Genomic DNA, 17,963 nt, shown 5'->3' on the forward strand with positions numbered 1-17,963 from the left:
CCTCCGCGGCTGATGCAACCCGTCCACGCCCCGGTGCCGAGCGGCATCCACGGGGTCCTGTCGGTCCTGGCGGACCTCGCGGACACCGAGTCCGGCGGTGGTCGTCGCACGCGCCCGTCGGCGCCGCCGGCGACCTTCCGCTGGCTCCCGCTGTCGAACCTGCGTGCCCTCGCCAACCCGGACGCCGGAATCCCCCTCGAGATCGGCCGTCGACAGGTCGTGCAGCACCTCGCGGCCATCGACGCCATCCGTCCCGGCGAGAACAACCTGCGCCTCGGCTGGCTGTGGGCCGCGGGGCGCTTCCCGGACGGCGACGGCGGGACCGTCACCGCCTTCGAACCGCTCGTCACCGCCGAGGTCGTGATGCGCGACGAAGCGGCCACGGTCACCGGGGACCTGCTGGTCAGCCCGCTGATCGAGGACCACACGACCCGCCTGCAGCTCGAAGCGCGCGTCGTCGGCGCGCTCGGCGGGGGCGTCTTCGCCGGCATGGGGCCCGACGCGCCCGCCGCCATGATCCACCACATGCCCAACCTGCGGGCGTTCGCCGAGCAGGCGGCGGCCGCCGCCGGGTTGCCGGCGACCCGGATGACGTCGGCCCACTCGACCCCGGCCTGGTTCGCCGAGCGGGAGGATCCGCGCATCGTCGTGGGACTCGGGATCTACGCAGCCGAGACGCGACCGGACTTCAGCGCCGCCGGGTCGCTCAGGCTGTGGCACGAGCGGATCGGGAACACCTGGACGGCCCTGCACGCCCTGTACCTCGACCGCGGAGGACCGCCGGCGCAGCCCGGCGACGACATCCCGAGCGCGTACCGGCTGACCGTGGCCCAGCACCGCTGCGTCGTCGAGGCGCGGACCGCGCCGGTCACGGTGATCTCCGGAGCACCGGGCACCGGCAAGACCCACACGATCGCCGCGATCGTCGGTGACGCGGTGGCGCACGGCCGCTCGGTGCTGGTGGCGGCGAAGTCCCCGGCGACCGTGCAGGCCGTCAGCGAGCTGGTCGCCGCGCGGCCGGGCCCGGACCCGGTCCGGTTCGGCTCGGTCCACGACCGCTACGACCTGTCACGGCGCCTCGCCGCCGGACGCCCGACCCCGATCCCCGGTGCGGAGACCGACCGGCGTCACGCCGCGATGGCCGAGGCGCTGGAGCGGCGCGACGAGCTGTGGACGGACCTGGCCCGCGCCCTCCACGGCCTCGAGCTGCTCGGCGACCACGCCCGCGCCCGCGCGTTGCGGGACCGGCTGCCCGGCCTCGGCCGGCCCGACGTCAGCCTCCACGAGGTGGCGACGCTCGCCGCGGAGACCCGTCTGCAGCCGCCCGCCTGGCACCAGTTCGGCCGACGCCGGCGCTGGCGGCGCCTGGTCGAGCTGCTCGGCACCAGCACCCCGCCGGACCGGGCGGACCTGTACGACGCGATCGCGCTGGCGATCGCCACCCGCGGGTTGGTCGACGGGGCGGGGCGCCTGGATGCGGGTCTGGGCCTCGACAGCCTGCTGGCGGCCCAGGACCGCCTCGAGCACCTGACCGGGGAGTGGATGGATGCGCTCGCCCGCGACGAGCGGCGGCTCACCCGGGAGGTCCGCGGTGCCCGCGGCGCGCTGGCCCCCGCGCTGCGGTCGGGACGGGCCACGCGGCGCGCCAAGCTCGCCGAGCTGGGTCGCCACGTCACCACCGCCCTCCCGGTCTGGGTCGGGACGCTCGGGGACATCGACGACCTCCTGCCGATGCACCCCGCCCTGTTCGACCTGGTGATCCTCGACGAGGCGTCCTCGATCGACCAGCCGCGTGCGGCGACCGCACTGCTGCGGGGCCAGCGTGCGGTCGTCGTGGGCGATCCCCAGCAGCTGCGCCACGTGTCGTTCCTGCCGACCGCCGCTGTCGATGCGGCACGCGCCGCGCACCTGCCGGACGCCTCGCCGGCGCTCGCCGCCAAGCTCGACGCGAGGGCCAACTCGATCTTCGACGTCGCGGCCTCGACCGCGCCGGTGCGCCAGCTCGACGAGCACTTCCGATCGGGCCCCCACCTCTTCGACTTCGTCGGGCGCGAGCTCTACGACGGCACGGTCGCGCTGGTCACCGCGACACCTGCCAACGCCGACGAGGACCTGATCGACGTGACGCGCCTCGACGACGCGCGCGGCCCGGACAAGGTCGTCGCCGCCGAGGTCGACGCGGTCCTCGACCGCCTGGCGGCGCTGCACGCCGCGGGAGCGGACAGCGTCGGCGTCATCTCGCCGTTCCGCGCGCAGGCCGACGCCATCGAGCAAGCCGCCCTCGACCGGCTCCGCCACGTCGGGATCCGCGAGCTCGGCCTGCGCGTCGGGACGGTCCACGCGTTCCAGGGCATGGAGCGCGACGTCGTCATCGTGTCCCTCGGCATCGGGACCGGTGACGGCCCGGCGGTGTGGCGATTCGCCGACGACCCGCACCTGTTCGCCGTCATGGCGACCCGCGCGCGGCGCCGCATCGAGTGGCTGGTCTCGGCCGACCCGCCGGACGGGTCCCTGATCGGGGCGTACCTCGTCGAGTCGGACCGGCCGCCCGGTGCCGCCACCGCCCCGGTCCGCGGGACGTCCTGGACCGTCCGGCTGTCCGGCGCCCTCGTCGACGCCGGGCTGTCGGTGGGCGCCCCGTACCGCGTCGGGCGGCACGCCGTGGACCTGTGCGTCCTCGACGCCGACCCAGCCCTCGCGGTCGAGACGTCCGTGCACCCCGGCGGCCCCCACGACCACATCCGGCGCCACCTGGAGCTGCGCCAGGCCGGCTGGTCGGTCGCGACGGTCCTCGAGCACGTCTGGGGCGACCGCCTGGGCGAGGTCGCGGTGCAGCTGCGCCACCACGCCCTCAGCGGCACCCCACCGGTCACATCGCGATGAGCGCGGTCCCCGACAGCGCCAGGCCGACGCCCAGCAGCTGGACGCGGCCCAGCCGTTCGCGCAGCACCAGCCAGGCGAGCACGACCACCCCCACCGGGTAGAGGCCGGTCACGACCGAGGTCAGGACCAACAGCCCCTCACGCGTCGCCAGCAGGAACAGCACGTTCGCGGCCATGTCGAGCAGCCCGGACACGGTGGCGAACCCCACCGCGTCACGGGCTGGGCGGGCGGGGCGCCGCAGGGCCAGCACGCCGAGCAGCAACGCCATGCCGGCGACGCGCGCGCCCACGAGCGGCCACAGACCCGAGTCGTCAGGAGCGCGGTCGAGGGCGACGAAGAAGAACCCGAACAGCACGCCCGCAGCCGCCGCGGCGATGAGACCGGCGCGCTGCGCCGCGGGATCGGCCGTCGGGTCGGCGTCGGCCGGCCGGGACACCAGGACGGTCGCGACCACGCCGAGGACGATCCCGGCAGCTGCGGTGATCTCCGGGCGCTCGCCCAGCCCGAGGCCGACACCGACCGGGATCGCCGCGCCGACCAGCGACGCCACCGGGGCGGTGACCCCCATCGCGCCGATGCTGAGCGCCCGGAAGTACAGCATCAGGCCACCCGCGCCGCCGAGCCCCGCCGCCAGCCCCCAGGCGAAGGCGGCGGCCGAGAGCCGGCCCGGGAGCACCAGCATCGCCCCCAGCAGGACGACCAGCCCGACGACCTGGCTGAGCAGCGCGACGGGGATCGCGTGCGCCTTGCGGCTGGCCAGGCCGCCAAGGAAGTCGGCGGCGCCGAAGGTGGCGGCCGACCCCAACGAGAGCAGCAGAGCGGTCATCGAAGTGTTCTCCAGGTCCAGTACAGTGGATCACGACAGTACGGTCCGGTCGTGCTCTAGGCAAGTGGAATGCGCCACCGGCACAGTCCGATGAACCGGAGGCACAGCGGTGGACGTCGAGGAGCTCGCAGATGTCATCGGCGCCAACGTGCTGCGCTTCCGCCAGGCGCTCGGCTGGTCGCAGGACGCGCTCGCCACGGCGTCGGGGTTGTCGAAGGGCACGATCGTCGCGATCGAGCAGCACCGCTCCAACCCGTCGGTCGCGACGCTCTGCGCCCTCTCCGAGACCCTGGGCGTCGGCCTCGCCACCCTCCTCGAGCGTCCCGCGGGCCCGCTGGTCAAGCACCGCGGCACCGCGGACGCGGTCGTCCTGTGGAGCACGCCCGCGGGGAGCCGGGCGGAGCTCCTCATCGGCACCGACCCGCCGATGGGCATCGAGCTGTGGCGCTGGCGCCTCGAGCCGGGCGAGGGGTTCGGCGGTGCCCCCCACCCCCGCGGCACCCGCGAGACCGTGCACGTGGACGGCGGCGCCCTGACCGTCACGATCGCGGACCGGACCGTCGACCTCGCCGCCGGGGACGTGATCGTCTTCGAGGCCCACGAGCCCCACCGCTACGAGAGCGCGGGGGACGGGGCCGCCACGTTCTCGATGTGGATCATCGTCGGCGACCAGGGCGACATGCCCCTCCCCCGGCCGGACGCCGACGAGGGATGAGTCAGCCCTCGCCCTGCACGCCCAGCAGGGCGGGGAGGACGCGGTCCACGACCGCGCCGACGAGCGCGTCGGCCTCGTCCGCGTCGAGCAGCACGCCGAGTCGCACGACCGCTCCCGCGAGGTGGCTCGCGAGGAACGCCAGCCGGTCGAGATCATCCGCCGCGTCGTCGTCGACGACACCCCGCAGCGCGCTCGCCAGCAGCGCGCCGTTCCGGCGGCTGTCCTGCACGTCGAGATCGACCAGGGCGGGGTCCGCCACCGCCGCGGACCACACCGCCGCGAAGGCCGGGTCGCTGCGGTACAGGGCCCAGTAGGCCCGCATGGCCTCGCCGAGGGCGGCCCTCGCCCCCGCTCGCGAGGACGGCGGGGTCATGGTCGCCGCCAGCTGCTCGCGGACGCGCGCCGCGTAGCGCTGGACCAGCGTCGCGACGATCGCCTGCTTCGACGGGAAGTAGCGGTACACCGAGGGCAGTGAGACCTCGGCGGCCTCCGCCAGCCCGCTCATCGTCATCGCGTCCACGCCGGTCGTGGCGATCAGCTCCGCCGCGACGTCCAGGATCCGCTCGACGCGAGCACGGCTCCGGCCCTGCTCGGGCAGGCGGCGGACGCTGGCCTCCTCGGACGCGGACATGCGCAGATCCTCGCACGCAGCCCTTGACGTGACACACGCTCACGTCTAGAAGACGTGAGGAACTGTCACGTCCTGTCGCACGGGAGGTCGCCATGTCCAGGAGAGTCGCCGTCGTCGGCGCCGGGCCGAGCGGGCTGCTGACCGCACGCGCCCTGCGCGCCGAGGGTCTCGAACCCGTCGTCCTCGAACGCAACCCCGACGTGGGAGGGATCTGGGACATCGACGCGCCGGGGTCACCGATGTACGAGTCGGCGCACTTCATCTCCTCGCGCACCCAGTCGGGGTTCCCCGGCTTCCCGATGCCCGAGGACTACCCCGACTACCCCGACCACCGCGAGATCCTCACCTACATCCGCTCCTTCGCCGACGCCTTCGACCTGCGTCGCCACATCCGGTTCTCGGCAGCGGTGCACCACGCCGCCCCCGCCCCCGAGGGGGGCTGGACCATCACCACGGGGGAGGGTGAGGAGGCGTTCGACGCCCTCGTCTGCGCCAACGGGGTGACGTGGGAGCCGAACGTCCCCGAGCTACCGGGCCACTTCGACGGCGAGATCCGCCACTCCGTGACCTACCGCGACCCCGTGGAGTTCGAGGGACGGCGGGTCGTGATCGTCGGCGGGGGGAACTCCGGCGTCGACATCGCCTGTGACGCCGCGGTCCGCGCCGACCACGCCGTGCTGAGCCTGCGGCGCGGCTACTGGTTCATCCCCAAGCACCTGTTCGGCGTGCCCACCGACGTGATCGTCGCCGACCCGCCGCCCCTCCCGATCCCCCACCGGGTGGAGACCTGGGCCCTCGAGGCGCTGCTCCGCGTCGTCGTCGGGCGGCCCGAGCGCTACGGCCTACCCGCCCCCGACCACCACGTCCTCGAGACCCACCCGATCGTCAACACCGTGGTCCTGCACCACCTCTCCCACGGGGACCTGACCGCGAAGCCCGACGTCGCGCGGCTCGACGGCGACGGGGTGGTCTTCACCGACGGCTCGCGGGTGGAAGCCGACTTGGTGCTGCTGGCGACCGGCTACCACCACGCGATCCCGTTCCTCGACCCCGGCGTGCTGGCGTGGCGCCACGGCCGGTCGGACCTGTACCTCAACCTGTTCCCGCGCGACGTCCCGTCGCTCGCGGTGGTCGGGATGATCGAGTTCGCCTCGGCAGCCTACGGCCACTTCGACCGGATGGCCCAGCTCGTCGCCGGCGTGCTGGCCCTCGACGCCGACGACCCGCGACGCGCCCGCACCGACGCGCTGCGGCGCACCCACCACCCGGACCTGCGCGGCGGCCACCGCTACGTCGACTCGCCCCGGCACGCGAACTACGTCGAGGCCGAGACCTACGACCGGGTCCTCGACGAGGTCCGCAGCCGGATCGGGTTGGGCCCGTGGCGGACCTGCGAGGCCCCCCACCCCTCCCCCGCCCGGGTCTGAACGGCCGGTCTGAGCGTCGGGTCCGCGCTGCGGCTCAGCCGCGGATGTGGTGCAGCTGGGTGAACCGGCTGCGGAAGGCGGTGGTGCGCGCCTCCACGGCGGTCGGGTCGCCGTCCAGCGCCTCGGCGATCAACCCGGCCAGCTCGGCCATGTCGTCGGGACCCATGCCCCACCGGACGACCTCGGGCGTGCCGAGGCGCAGCCCCTCCCCCGTCGGCAGCCCGATGCCGCTGGCCAGGACGTTCGCCCTGCGGAGGTGGTCTGCGGTGGCCTGCCCGCCGCCCCACCGGTCGGCGTGGATCGCGAGCTGGTGGGTCGTGGTCGGCCCCTCGGTGGTCGTGAAGACCGGCACCGCGGCGTCCGCCAACGCGTCCGCCAGCGTCCGGGCGGTGTCGACCATCGCCTGGGCGTACGCGGTGCCGTGGTCGACCCAGTCGAGCAGGGCGACAGCCAGCGCCGCGGTGTTGGCCACGTCGAAGTTGGCGGTCAGGCCGGGGTGGGTGACCGCGTCGATGCGGGCGGCGAGGTCGGCGTCGTCGGTGAGCACCAGCCCGGCCGGCGGGCCGCCGAGGCTCTTGTAGGTGCTCATCGTGATCAGGTCGGCACCCTGGGCGAGCGGGTTCGGCCACACCTGCCCCGCGAGCATCCCGCAGGCGTGCGCGGCGTCGAACAGCACGCGCGCACCGGTGGCCCGGGCGACGTCGCTGATGGCCTCGACGGGGTGCGGGGTCAGGTTGAGGGAGCCGCCGACGGTGATCAGCGCAGGACGGACCCGCTCGGCCAGGTCGGCGAGACCGTCGACGTCGATCGTGTACCGGGCCGCGTCGATCGGCGCGTGGTGGATCTCGAGGCCGTACAGCCCGGCGGCACCGGCTCGGTCGTGGGTGACGTGCCCGCCGATGGCGGGCGGGGGGACGATGATCGCGTCACCCGGGCGGCAGGTGGCCATGAACGCGATCAGGTTCGCGATCGATCCGGACGGCACCCGCACCTCGGCGTAGGTCGTCCCCATGACCTCACATGCGAGGTGGGCGGCGATGACCTCGATCTGCTCGATGGCCTCGAGGCCCGTCTCGTACTTCTCCCCGGGGTGGCCGAGGGACGGCCGGGTCCCGAGCCGCGAGGACAGCAGCGCCTCGGCGGCCGGGTTCATCACGTTGGTCGCGGGGTTGAGGTTGACGCACTCCTCGACGTGGATCCGGTCGCTCTCCGCGGCAAGCTCGTCGACGGCCGTCGCGATCGCGTCGCTGCCCGTCGGCAGGCCGGCCAGGATCTCGGCCTCCCGGGCCTGGGCGGTGGGTGACAGCCAGGGGCGTGCGGCGGCGGCGGTGCGGTGCATGGGCGCATGATGCACCGGACGGGGCCACCGTCCCGCATCGCGGGCGTCAGGCCTCGTCGGTGGCCACGCCGGAGGTCCGGGGGCCGTGGTCGCCGAACGGCTCGTCGCGCTCGCGGACCGCCTGTCGGAAGCCGGCCTCGGCAGCCCGCTGCGCGAAGGCGTACCCCTCGGGCGTGTGGCGGGTGATGCCGTCGAAGACGGTTCCGAGCACCTGGGTGGCGTGCAAGCCCTGGGCGTGGACCTGGGTGTTGACCAGCAGCTTCATCATCGCCAGCTGGTTGCGGGGCATCCGCGCGATCCGCGCGCACAGCGCGTCGGCGCGGGCGTCGAGCTCGTCTGCCGGCGGCGCCTCGATCGCGAGGCCCCACTCGAGCGCCTCGGTCCCGGACAGCGAGTCGCCGGTGAACAGCAGCCGCTTGGCCCGCTGGGGGCCGATCCTGCTGGCCCACAGCGCGGTGGTCGGCGATCCCCACACCCGTGCCGGCGGGTAGCCGATCTTGGCATCGGCAGCGATCACGAGCAGGTCGCTGCAGAGGGCCAGGTCGGTGCCGCCGGCGACGCAGAACCCGTGGACCTTGCAGACGACGGGGGTCTGGGCGTGGAACAGGGTCATGAACGCCCGGACGTTCCGGCTCATCATCGCGTGGTCGACCATCGGGTCCCAGGTGCGGGAGGGGTCGTGGTTGGCCGCGATGACCGCCGGGTCGAGGGCTGAGCCAGGCGGCGCGTCGCCGTGGGGCTGGCCGAGGGATGTGCCCCCTCCGGCTGTCCCCTCGGCTGACTCCACCAGGTCGTAGCCGCCGCAGAACCCCTTGCCGTTGCCGGCGAGGAGGATGACGTGGACGGCCGGGTCCAGGTCGGCCTGCTCGACGGCGGCGGCGAGCTCGCCGATCAGCTGGGCGGTCAGGCCGTTGCCGCGCTCGGGCCGGTCGAGGGTGATCCGGCAGATCCGGTCGGTGACGTCGTAGGTGAGGGTCTCGTACGGCGCGTGGGTCGGGTCGGCGGGCACGGCGGTCGGGCGGGTCAGACCGCGAGGGCCCGGTCGATGATCGCCGCGGTGTCGAGGCCCGCGGGGAGGGTGCCGTAGACCCGGCCGCCGTCGCCGAGCCGGCCGGCGCAGAACGCGTCGGCGGAGGCTGCCGGCGCGTGGCGGACCATCATGCTGGCCTGGAGGGCCACGGCCATGTCCTCGACCAGGGTGCGGGCGCCGTACTCGACGTCCTGCGGGTCCTCGGTGCGCCACAGCGCGGTGACCTGGGCCTCGACGGCGTCGAGGTGGGCGTCCAGGCGGGCGTCGGCCCCCTCGGCGAGGCGGCACTCGGCCATGAACGCGGTCACCGCCTCCGGCGACTTGGCCATGGCGCGGAGGACGTCGAGGGCGGCGACGTTCCCCGACCCCTCCCAGATGCCGTTGAGGATCGAGTCGCGGTAGACCAGCGGCATGCCGGAGTCCTCGACGTAGCCGTTGCCGCCCAGGCACTCGAGGGCCTCCGCGGCGTGGGCGGCGGAGCGCTTGCAGATCCAGTACTTCTCGATCGCCGTGCCCAGCCGCCGGAAGGCCGCCTCACCGGCGTCGACGTCACCGGCGTCGTAGGCGCGGGCGAGGCGCAGCGCGGTGTGGGTGGCGGCTTCGGACTCGATCGCCAGGTCGGCCAGGACGTTCGCCATCGCGGGCTGGTCGGCGAGCCGCCTGCCGAACGCGGTCCGGTGGCGGGTGTGGTGGACGGCGTGGGTGGTGCCGGAGCGCAGCCCGGCCACCGCGCCGATGATGCAGTCCATCCGCGTCTGGTTGACCATCTGGATGATGGCGGGGACCCCGCGGCCCTCCTCGCCGACGAGCCGGCCCTCGATGCCGTGGAACTCGACCTCGGAGGAGGGGAGGGAGCGGCTGCCCAGCTTGTCCTTGAGTCGCTGGAACTCCAGGCCCGGTCCGCGCTCGACGAGGAAGCACGACAGGCCGGCGTCGGTGTGCGCCAGCACCAGGAAGATGTCGCACGGCGGGTAGGAGCAGAACCACTTGTGGCCCCAGATCGCGTACCGGTCGCCGCCGAGGGGCTCGGCCCGGCTGACGTTGGCGCGGACGTCCGAGCCGCCCTGCCGCTCGGTCATCGCCATCCCGCTGAGCGCGACGGTCTCGTAGTCGGTGCGGGTGAGGGCCGGCTCCCACTCCTCCGCCAGGTGGGGCGCGGCCCTGCGGAGCGCGGGGACGACCGCGGTGGTCATCGAGACGGGGCACATCACGCCGGCGTTGACCTGGCTCCACAGGCCGAACCGGGCGACCCGGGCCACGTGCCCGCCCTCGGGCGCGGTCCAGGGCACCGAGTGCATCCCATGTGCGATCGCCGTGCCGAGCAGGTGGTGCCACGACGGGTCGAGCTCGACGACGTCGACCCGGTTGCCGAACCGGTCGTAGGGGTGGAGCACCGGGAGGTTGCGCTCGGCGCGGCGCGAGTGGTCCCAGGACTCCTCGCTGCCGGCGAGGACCCCGATCTCGACCAGGTGGTCGTGGTCCCAGGCCGCGCCCTCCCGCGCGACGCCCTCGACGAGGGCGACGTCGGCGGTGAACGCGTTGTAGGGCCGGAGGTCGGGCGGCTGGTTGCGGACCTCGCGGACCTCGGGACGGCTCGTCTGGTCGGCGGGGAGCGTGGTCATGGCCCGATCATGCGCCTGCGAATCCGGATTCGCAAGCGGTTGCCGGGCGGGCGGCCCGCCATCGCCCCACGGGCGCCTCGCGGGGTCCCTGCCGCGCCTGGACGTCCCGCCATCGACCCACGGGTGCCTCGCGGGACTCGCCTCCGCCCTCAACCGACCCGCCATCGCCCCGTGGGCGCACGGTGGGCCACGCCCGGTACCGTTCCCGCCGTGATCACGACCGCACCGACCCGGGATCGCCTGGTCGCCGCCGCCCACGACGTCGTCCGCGAGGGCGGGTACGCCGCCGCGAGCGTCGCCGCCGTCGCCGAGCGAGCCGGGACGGGGGCGAGCACGCTCTACCGGCACTTCCCCTCGAAGGGCCAGCTCTTCGTCGAGGTGTTCCGCACCGTCTGCGAGGGCGAGATCCGGGCGGCCGAGGCCGCCGCGGCGGCCCACGACGACCCGGTGGCGCAGGTGCTCGCGTGGGTCCGCACGTTCTGCGCGCGGGCGTTGGCCGCGCCCCGGCTGGCGTGGGCGCTCATCGCCGAGCCGGTCGACCCGCTGGTGGAGGCCGAGCGGCTGGCGTTCCGGCGCAGCTACCGCGACGGCATCGCCGGCCGCATCGCGGCGGGCGTGGCGGCCGGCCGCCTGCCCGCACAGGACCCGCACCTCTCCGCCGCCGCGTTGGTGGGCGCGCTGGGTGAAGCGCTCGTGGGACCCACCTCGCCGGACGCGGTGGATCCGGACCTGTCGGCTCACCTCCAGGAACTGATGGCGTTCACCCGACGGGCGCTGGGGGACGCCTGACCCGCGTGGTCGTCAGTCGTGCGAGCCGACGATGTTGACACCTCCAGCGTCGTGGCTGCGGACGCTACCCCTCCACCGACGGGGGAGACCCGACCTGCACGATCACGGCAACCGCCCGCACACCTCCCCCGCGACGCGGCCACCCAGCCTGCAGCGCGCCGAGCGGGTGACCACATCGGCGATCGCGTTCTCCGACCCGAGGGCGTTGGCGCTGATGTTGGTGCCGACCACCTCGCCGGTCGACAGGTCCACCGACGTCTGCCCGCCCAACGGCCCGAGCTGCCCCTGGAAGCGACCGTCCAACCGCCCACAGGAGTCCAGGCGGACGTGGCCGGTGCCGGCCGCGGGGCCGCACTCCACCCCTCCCTCGACGTAGATCGCGGTGCCGTCGTCCTGCGCGCCCTCGTTGGAGAGCGCGAAGCCGCCTCCGGCACCGAACCCGACCTCACCGCACAGGGAGACCGCGTCGCTGTCGAGGCACAGCGAGATGCCGCCGCCGACGCCGCCGTAGGCGCTGAACCCGAAGCAGATCAGCCCCGTGGGATCGCGGCGGGCGACCGGATCACCGCCGACGTAGGCGTACAGGTCGACCTGCCCGCCGTCGAGCAGGAGCGGGTCGCGAGCCATCCACCGCCCGGTGAGGGGCTCGTAGTCGCGGTGGCCGAAGCGGACCAGACCGGTGAGGGGATCCTCGATCCCGCCGGCGAAGCCGAGCACGAGCCCGGGCACCTCGACCGGCGTCTCGCCCGGCAACGCCATCCCCCAGACGTCCCTGGCCGGCAGCGGCGTCGTCGTGTCGCCGTCCACCGGCCGGACCGCGATCGGCGTGCCGACCTGGTCGACGGCGACGACGGACCGCTCGACGTCGCCGGCCACGTGGCGGTCCATGGCGACGAGAACCCGTCGTCGTCGTAGCGGTAGATCGTCAGCACCCCGTCGGGCCCGACGGAACCGGAGACCTGGAGGGCGTCGGAGGGGTTGGCGTACAGGTAGGTCGTGGTGGTGCCGCCCGCGGTCCGTGCGACCCGGCGGTGAAGCGCGTCGTAGGCGTAGGTGACCTCGGTGCCGTCGACCACGGCCCGCAGGAGCTCACCGACGGCAGACCACTCGAAGGTGTCGTCGCCGCGCACCACGTCGGTGCGACGCGGCTGGCCGCCCGCCGTGCTGCTCCGCTCGGCGGTGGTGCGCGCCCCGTCGGCGTCGTAGGCGTAGGCCTCGACGACGTCCCCGCCATCGGTCACGGTCACCAGCTGCCCGTCGGCGTCGTAGCCGTAGGTCAGCGTGCGGGGCGCGGCATCCGCGATCTGCACCGTCCGGGAGGCGATGCGCCCGGCCGCGTCGAACGTCACCGCGTTGTCGGCCACGCCGACACCGCCGACCGTCGCGGTCCGCTAGACCTGGCGCGCAAGCGCGTCATAGCCGAACGTCACCGACATCCCGTCGGTCGCCGTGACGGCGCCGAGGGCCCTGCCCGGTCCGGTGCGCTCGTGGACGAGGTCGCCGACACCGGTCAGCTGACCGTCTGCGTCCCGGCTGATCAACCAGTCGACCTCGGCGCCGCCGGCGGCGAGCTGCAGCCGGGTGAGGAACCGGTCGGCGTCGTAGGCGTAGTCGACCTCGGCCTCGGCCGCGCCGCTCAGGACCAACGACGTCGGCAGCCCGCCGTCGTAGCCGTGGGCCATCACCTGGGCCGGGCCGACCGCCGGGTCGCGACTCATCGACGCCGGGCGGTCCGTCTCGTCGTCGTAGGCGAAGTCGATGGTCGCCGCCGGGTAGGTCAGCCCGGCTGGTCGGTCGGCGGCGAAGGACTGCGTGATCGCGTCCCCTGACGGCAGGGACCGCTCGACCAGCCGGTGGTCCTCGTCGTAGGTCCGGCGGTAGGTGCCGGTCGCGGGCGGGGTCGCGGCGGTGCGCATCCCGACGGCATCGACGTCGAGGTCGAACGTCGCCCCCGAGGGGGTGGTGAGCCCGATCTGCCGGCCGGCGGCGTCGTGGTCGACCTCGATGACGCGCCCGACGTCGGGCCCGTCGGCTGAGGGCATCTCGGTGCGGACGACGCGGTTGGCGGCCTCGTGGACCCACCGGGTGGTGCGTCCGAGCGCGTCGGTGCTCGATTCGCGCCGACCCAGCGCGTCGTAGGCGTAGGTCCAGGACTGGTCGCCGCGGGTGACGGACGCCAGCTGGCCGTCGGCGTCGTAGGCGAAGGAGGTGGGGGCCACCCCGGCTGCCGGGATCTCGGACGTGGGGCGCTCGAGCTGGTCGACGACGGTGGTCCGCTGCACCCCTTCTGCGGAGGTCTGGACCGTCTGGCCGCCGGCGGGCTCGCCGTCGCCGTCCCGCGTGCGCGTCCACGTGCCCGTGGTCGTCCGTCCGTTGGTCGTCACGATCTCGGTGAGCACCTCGAGCCCGAACGGGTCGTCGAGGATGGGCGGGTCCGTCCCGCGCGACACCGTCGTCGTGGTGGTGAGCCCGTCCGGGCTCGTCACGGTCGTCTCGCGGTCGACGGGCGCGGCCATGCCGAACCGGCCGTCGGCGGCGGTGCGCTGCACGATGGTGGTGCCATCGGGTTGCACCGTCGTGCGGGTTCCGTCAGGTGTGGCCGTCGTCGTCGTGATCGCTCCGGCGGGGTCCACGAGGGTGCTGGTGGAGCGACCGCGCAGTACCCGCTGGGAGTAGACGGTCTGGAGACCCTCCGCGGTGGTGAGGACGACGTCGCTGCCGGTGTCGGAGACCGTGCGGGCGAGCAGGGTGACGCCGCCGACCGGGTCGCGATCGGCGACGAGCAGGCCCGTCGGGTCGTACTCGTACATGTGCCGGCCGCCGACGGGGTCGACCATCGCGGTGAGCAGGCCACCCCCCGTGGTCTCGGGCGCCGGGTCGGCGTCGTCGTCGTACTCGAGGGCGACGGCGCCGCCCGCGGGGTCGGTGACGCGGGTGAGGTAGCCGGATGATCCCGTGACCAGCTCGGTGCGCTGGCCGAAGGGTCCGACGACCGCGGTCGCGCGTCCGTCGGCATCCCGTTCGATGGTGGTCGTCGTCCCCTCCCCCACGAGGTCGTGCTGGGTGACGGCTGTCAGCAGGCCGTCGGTGTAGGCGAAGGTGCGGACGACCTCGCCCGTGCGGGCCAGCCGGGTGGTCAGGTGCCGTCCCTCGGCGTCGAAGGTGTAGACCTCCCGGCCGTCGTCGCTCGGGATGAGGACCTCCTCCGCCCCGTAGCCCGGCAGCGCCGGGGTCACGCGGAACAGCTCGGTGTCCGCGTCGCCGGTTCCCTCGAACTCCTGGCACCCCGTGGCAGCGACCGCGGGTGCGGCGCGTGCGACGACCAGCAGCGCGGCCACGGCGACGGCTGCCACCGCGACCACCCCGAGGACGGTCGTGCCGATCGGGCGCGGCTCCGCGACGCCGGTGCGCAGGCACAGGGCCAGGGACGCGACGGCCAGGAGCGCCAGGACGGCCACCGCGGTCGGGACGCTGACGGCGTCACCCCCAGCGCCTGGTGGGAGCGCCCGCAGCTCGGACGGCAGGCAGTCCTGGTCGGCCCGTACGAGCAGGACGGCGCCATCGGGCATGGCGATGGCGGTGCTCGTGTCGAGGTGGACCTGGGTGGGCGGGGTCCCGACGGGCGCCCCTCCGGCGGACTGCTCGCCCCCTCCGGCGAAGGTGGTGAGCGTCCCGTCGACGTCGACCACGTACGTGCGGCCGTGTCCCGCGTCGACGACCAACAGGCGCCCGTCGGGCGCGACCTCGACGTCGCTGACGGTGGCCAGCGAGACCTCGGTGGCCGGGACCCCGGTGCCATCGTCGAGCGACGAGCAGGGACCGGGCTCGCACGTGCCCCCGCCGACGACCGTGGTGAGGACCCCGGCGGTGTCGAGTGAGAGGACGCGCCCGGACCCCTCGTCCTCCCCCACCGCCAGAAGGACGGCGCCGTCGGGGCGGACGGCGAGGGCGCGGATGGGCGGGAGGGGCGCGTTGCGCGCCACGACGGTCCCCGCGGGCACCTCGTCGGGTGCGGCACAGTCGCCGGGCGCACAGGTGGTGCCGTCCCCGGCGATGGTGCGCATCACCCCGCCGGTCGAGATCTCGCGGAGCACCCACGCGACCCCGTCAGCGGTCTGCCAGCGATCGGCGACGAGCACGACGCCGTCGGCCGTCACGGCCAGTGCGGTCGGGTCGATGGCACCCGACGTCCCGAGTCCGAAGTCGCCGTTGGCGGTGACGAACGGAGCGCCGTCCTCGGGCTCCCCGGGCAGCAGCGTCCCGTCGTCGGATCCGGGCATCGTCCCGTCCCCCGCCACGGTGGTGATCGTCCCGTCGGGCGCGACGCGGCGGACCGCCCGCCCTCCCTCCTCCGCGATGACGAACCCGCCGTCAGGTGTCACCGCGACCGCGACGGGGTCCTCCAGCTCCACCTCCGTCGCGAGGGCCGTGCCGTCGGCGTCCTCCTGTGCGAACCCGGCGACGTCCTGCGGCACGCCGGCGACGACCTCGACCGTGGCGCCGTCGGGGGCGATGCGCCGGATCACGTCATCCTGCGGGTCGGCCACCAGCACCGAGCCGTCCGGGAGGGCGTCGGCGGCAGCGGAGCCCTCCACCGCGGCGAACCGGCGGATGCCGCCCACCGCGAGGACCTCGGCGGCGCGGAGGCTTCCGTCGCCGCGCTCGAGCACGCGCGCGACGGGGTCGAAGCGGTGGTGCACGTCGAGGGTCCACCCGCCGATGCCCTCCGCCCGGGCATCGCGCACCGCCGGCAGCACCACGTCGTGGACGACCTGCTCGGTGTAGGTCCGCCGGACCTCGGTGCGCCGGACGCGGCAGCCCGGGTGTTGGCGCTCCCACTGGCGGCACTCCCACGTGCCCCGCGTGATCCGGTAGGTGTACTCGACGGGGTAGCTGATCGTGACCCGGGCGGGCTGGGCGCCGAGGGTGGGTCGACCGTAGGCGTCGAGCCCGTCGTACGTGAACGTCATGGCGAAGTCGGTGCCGGCGTCCTCGGGACGCAGCTGGTGGACGGACGACCGGCCCGCGACGTCGACGGTGACGGTGACATCCCCGTCCTCGGGCAGGAACCGCCCGGCCGCCTCCAGTGGCGTGCACGCCCCGATGGCGGAGGCGGACGGGACGACCGTCGTCGCGCACCTGCTGCTCGGACTGGGACACCGACGCCGGGCCGCGCAGGTCCTCGGTCGAGTCCAGGCGGTCCTGACCAGCGCGGACATGGGCGACGGCAGGGCGCTGCCGGGCATCGCCAGCACCCGGGCTCAGGTCATCGCGGCATTCGTCGACGACCCGGGCGGGTTGGAGGAGCTGATCGTGCACGGGGCGACGCTGACAACCGCCGAAGTCATCGCCCTGACGGACCTGGATCGGACCGACCCACGAGAGGACGGGGCCGTCACCTGACCGCTGGATCTGGTCGGGACGGCCGGATTCGAACCGGCGACCCCCGCACACAAAAGGCCTGGTCAGAGACCTTTTCGGTCATCAAGAACTGGCTGTGGATGCCTTGGTTTGATGCGGAGGACGGGATGGCCTCCGCATCATCGATCCTAGCGGATGCTGGTCCTCGGAGGCGTCGCTTCCGGTCGTTTCGGGTGGGTAGGTGCGGGCCGGGGGCCGGCCAACGGCTAGCCCGATCCCAACGGTCCCACCTCATGCCCGTCGTACTCCACTCCCGCTCGAGCGGCCAGTTCCTCCAACCGCTCGGCCTCCGCGTCCACGTCGTCGCCTTCGGTGAAGACATGGATCCCCCACTCACCGGCCCTCGGACCCTCGCGAACGTCAACGCTCGTGGCGTCGACCACCGACGACACGGATTCAGCGAACTGGCGCGCGACGTCGGCGCTCGTTGCATACACGAAGTGATGTACAGGGATCGGTGTGGGAGATGACTCCGACCCACCAACCCTCTGCTCCGCTTCAACGGCTCCCAGATAGTCGACATCGCCAGCCCGGCTGAGTTCGCGCAAAGTCAACGAATCCCGGACTGCGTCACGAGCCGGTGCGACGACGCTCATCCGAGGACGTCCTTCCAACCACGACCCGACACGGACGTTGTCGAACGGGAACAACTCCCACAGGTGCCTCAACGTCGCTTCCGCCACGTCGACGCCGACGTGCAGGAGGTGGGAGACCATTTCGGAGGAGAACTGCTCAGCGCCTTCAACGGGCAGCACGGGCGTCGGCGGTTCCTGGTAGTTCCGCCTCCAGAGCTCGTGCATCTCAGCCACGCCGTCGCGCGGGGTCCAGCCCTGCTGGATCCGACGCGCGATCTCCTCGTAGCCAGCTATCTCGTACGGCGAGTGGTCGCGGATCGACTCAACCGATGCCGGCGTGTGGACGCCGGTCATCGGATCGACTGTTCCCCATTGCGCGTCGAACGGCTGTGTCCAGTCACGTCGATAGCTGCGATAGCGAATCGCGACGCCGTCGGGAACAGGGTGAACACCACAGTCGCGTAGTCCCGAATCGTTCGGGAGGATTGGCTCCCAGGCGAGCCACAGCTCCGGTTGCCGAACCAGTTCAGGGATGCGGGGTCGGTGTCCATGCACGCCCGGCAAGGTTCTGCACATGCTCATGCCCAGTACGTCGGTACCGAGGAACTGCAGGTAGACCAGACCGACGTTGGTAGCAACCTCGATCACCCGGCCATGCTGCAGCAGGACCATGCACCCTCCCGACGGTCGAGTTCGCTTCTACCC

At 73.7% G+C, this 17,963-nt stretch carries 13 protein-coding genes and 1 pseudogene; 5 read left to right on the forward strand and 9 right to left on the reverse strand.

The genetic code is table 11. The features are described from left to right. The first annotated feature begins 12 nt into the window (after nt 1-12). Nucleotides 13-2,883: a DEAD/DEAH box helicase gene (locus ACEQ2X_RS21680; RefSeq protein ID WP_370327965.1), complete on the forward strand. Its 2,871-nt coding sequence runs from the start codon at nt 13-15 to the stop codon at nt 2,881-2,883. Here the strand turns inward: ACEQ2X_RS21680 and ACEQ2X_RS21685 are convergent. Then, nucleotides 2,870-3,709, reverse strand: coding sequence for an EamA family transporter (locus ACEQ2X_RS21685; protein ID WP_370327966.1), 840 nt, complete (start codon nt 3,707-3,709; stop codon nt 2,870-2,872). The genes ACEQ2X_RS21680 and ACEQ2X_RS21685 overlap by 14 nt on opposite strands. A 109-nt stretch (nt 3,710-3,818) precedes the next feature. On the opposite strand from ACEQ2X_RS21685, the gene ACEQ2X_RS21690 reads away from it, so the two are divergent. Continuing rightward, on the forward strand, nt 3,819-4,424 hold the full coding sequence (locus ACEQ2X_RS21690) for a helix-turn-helix domain-containing protein (RefSeq protein ID WP_370327967.1): 606 nt from the start codon (nt 3,819-3,821) through the stop codon (nt 4,422-4,424). Nucleotide 4,425: 1 nt separating this feature from the next. On the opposite strand, the gene ACEQ2X_RS21695 is transcribed toward ACEQ2X_RS21690, so the two are convergent. Then, a complete protein-coding gene (locus tag ACEQ2X_RS21695; protein WP_370327968.1) occupies nt 4,426-5,055 on the reverse strand; it encodes a TetR/AcrR family transcriptional regulator in 630 nt (209 codons plus the stop codon). 92 nt (nt 5,056-5,147) lie between these two features. On the opposite strand from ACEQ2X_RS21695, the gene ACEQ2X_RS21700 reads away from it, so the two are divergent. Next, nucleotides 5,148-6,482 carry a flavin-containing monooxygenase gene (locus tag ACEQ2X_RS21700; protein ID WP_370327969.1) on the forward strand — a complete coding sequence of 445 codons (1,335 nt, stop codon included), beginning with the start codon at nt 5,148-5,150 and terminating at the stop codon, nt 6,480-6,482. Between the two features lie 34 nt (nt 6,483-6,516). Here the strand turns inward: ACEQ2X_RS21700 and glyA are convergent, their stop codons facing one another. Genes glyA through ACEQ2X_RS21715 form a run of 3 tightly spaced genes read right to left on the reverse strand, consistent with a single transcriptional unit; the run spans nt 6,517 to nt 10,473 of the window. After that, entirely contained in the window at nt 6,517-7,821 is a 1,305-nt protein-coding gene (glyA, locus tag ACEQ2X_RS21705) for a serine hydroxymethyltransferase (RefSeq protein WP_370327970.1), read from the reverse strand. Between the two features lie 46 nt (nt 7,822-7,867). Further along, nucleotides 7,868-8,830, reverse strand: a complete 963-nt coding sequence (locus tag ACEQ2X_RS21710; protein ID WP_370327971.1) for a crotonase/enoyl-CoA hydratase family protein — start codon at nt 8,828-8,830, stop codon at nt 7,868-7,870. A gap of 14 nt (nt 8,831-8,844) precedes the next feature. Continuing rightward, nucleotides 8,845-10,473 carry an acyl-CoA dehydrogenase family protein gene (locus ACEQ2X_RS21715; protein WP_370327972.1) on the reverse strand — a complete coding sequence of 543 codons (1,629 nt, stop codon included), beginning with the start codon at nt 10,471-10,473 and terminating at the stop codon, nt 8,845-8,847. A gap of 210 nt (nt 10,474-10,683) precedes the next feature. Between ACEQ2X_RS21715 and ACEQ2X_RS21720 the strand changes: the two genes are divergently transcribed. Beyond that, a complete protein-coding gene (locus ACEQ2X_RS21720) occupies nt 10,684-11,262 on the forward strand; it encodes a TetR/AcrR family transcriptional regulator (RefSeq protein ID WP_370327973.1) in 579 nt (192 codons plus the stop codon). A gap of 102 nt (nt 11,263-11,364) precedes the next feature. Here the strand turns inward: ACEQ2X_RS21720 and ACEQ2X_RS21725 are convergent, their stop codons facing one another. The 3 genes and pseudogenes from ACEQ2X_RS21725 to ACEQ2X_RS21735 form a co-directional block, all read right to left on the reverse strand. Further along, the gene (locus ACEQ2X_RS21725) at nt 11,365-12,150 is read right to left on the reverse strand and encodes an RHS repeat-associated core domain-containing protein (protein ID WP_370327974.1); all 786 of its coding nucleotides are present in this window, start codon (nt 12,148-12,150) and stop codon (nt 11,365-11,367) included. A gap of 302 nt (nt 12,151-12,452) precedes the next feature. After that, nucleotides 12,453-12,626, reverse strand: a pseudogene (locus ACEQ2X_RS21730) (RHS repeat domain-containing protein); the annotation flags it as partial. Between the two features lie 27 nt (nt 12,627-12,653). Next, complete coding sequence (locus tag ACEQ2X_RS21735; protein ID WP_370327975.1) at nt 12,654-16,232, reverse strand: hypothetical protein; 3,579 nt, start codon at nt 16,230-16,232, stop codon at nt 12,654-12,656. Between the two features lie 121 nt (nt 16,233-16,353). Between ACEQ2X_RS21735 and ACEQ2X_RS21740 the strand changes: the two genes are divergently transcribed. After that, the gene (locus tag ACEQ2X_RS21740) at nt 16,354-16,665 is read left to right on the forward strand and encodes a hypothetical protein (protein ID WP_370327976.1); all 312 of its coding nucleotides are present in this window, start codon (nt 16,354-16,356) and stop codon (nt 16,663-16,665) included. Nucleotides 16,666-16,889: 224 nt separating this feature from the next. Here the strand turns inward: ACEQ2X_RS21740 and ACEQ2X_RS21745 are convergent, their stop codons facing one another. Continuing rightward, nucleotides 16,890-17,930 (reverse strand): ribonuclease E inhibitor RraB, encoded by a 1,041-nt coding sequence (locus ACEQ2X_RS21745; RefSeq protein ID WP_370327977.1) that lies wholly within the window; start codon nt 17,928-17,930, stop codon nt 16,890-16,892. Between the last annotated feature and the right edge of the window lie 33 nt (nt 17,931-17,963).

Origin of the sequence: Euzebya sp. (assembly GCF_964222135.1) — a bacterium.
In the GTDB taxonomy this organism is placed as follows: Bacteria; Actinomycetota; Nitriliruptoria; order Euzebyales; family Euzebyaceae; genus Euzebya.

Coding starts and splice junctions, on each gene's coding strand:
- glyA (WP_370327970.1), bottom strand. CDS start 7,821: ATGCACCGCACCGCCGCCGCCGCACGCCCCTGGCTGTCACCCACCGCC.
- ACEQ2X_RS21695 (WP_370327968.1), bottom strand. CDS start 5,055: ATGTCCGCGTCCGAGGAGGCCAGCGTCCGCCGCCTGCCCGAGCAGGGC.
- ACEQ2X_RS21680 (WP_370327965.1), top strand. CDS start 13: ATGCAACCCGTCCACGCCCCGGTGCCGAGCGGCATCCACGGGGTCCTG.
- ACEQ2X_RS21685 (WP_370327966.1), bottom strand. CDS start 3,709: ATGACCGCTCTGCTGCTCTCGTTGGGGTCGGCCGCCACCTTCGGCGCC.
- ACEQ2X_RS21700 (WP_370327969.1), top strand. CDS start 5,148: ATGTCCAGGAGAGTCGCCGTCGTCGGCGCCGGGCCGAGCGGGCTGCTG.
- ACEQ2X_RS21715 (WP_370327972.1), bottom strand. CDS start 10,473: ATGACCACGCTCCCCGCCGACCAGACGAGCCGTCCCGAGGTCCGCGAG.
- ACEQ2X_RS21745 (WP_370327977.1), bottom strand. CDS start 17,930: ATGGTCCTGCTGCAGCATGGCCGGGTGATCGAGGTTGCTACCAACGTC.
- ACEQ2X_RS21725 (WP_370327974.1), bottom strand. CDS start 12,150: ATGGACCGCCACGTGGCCGGCGACGTCGAGCGGTCCGTCGTCGCCGTC.
- ACEQ2X_RS21735 (WP_370327975.1), bottom strand. CDS start 16,232: ATGACGTTCACGTACGACGGGCTCGACGCCTACGGTCGACCCACCCTC.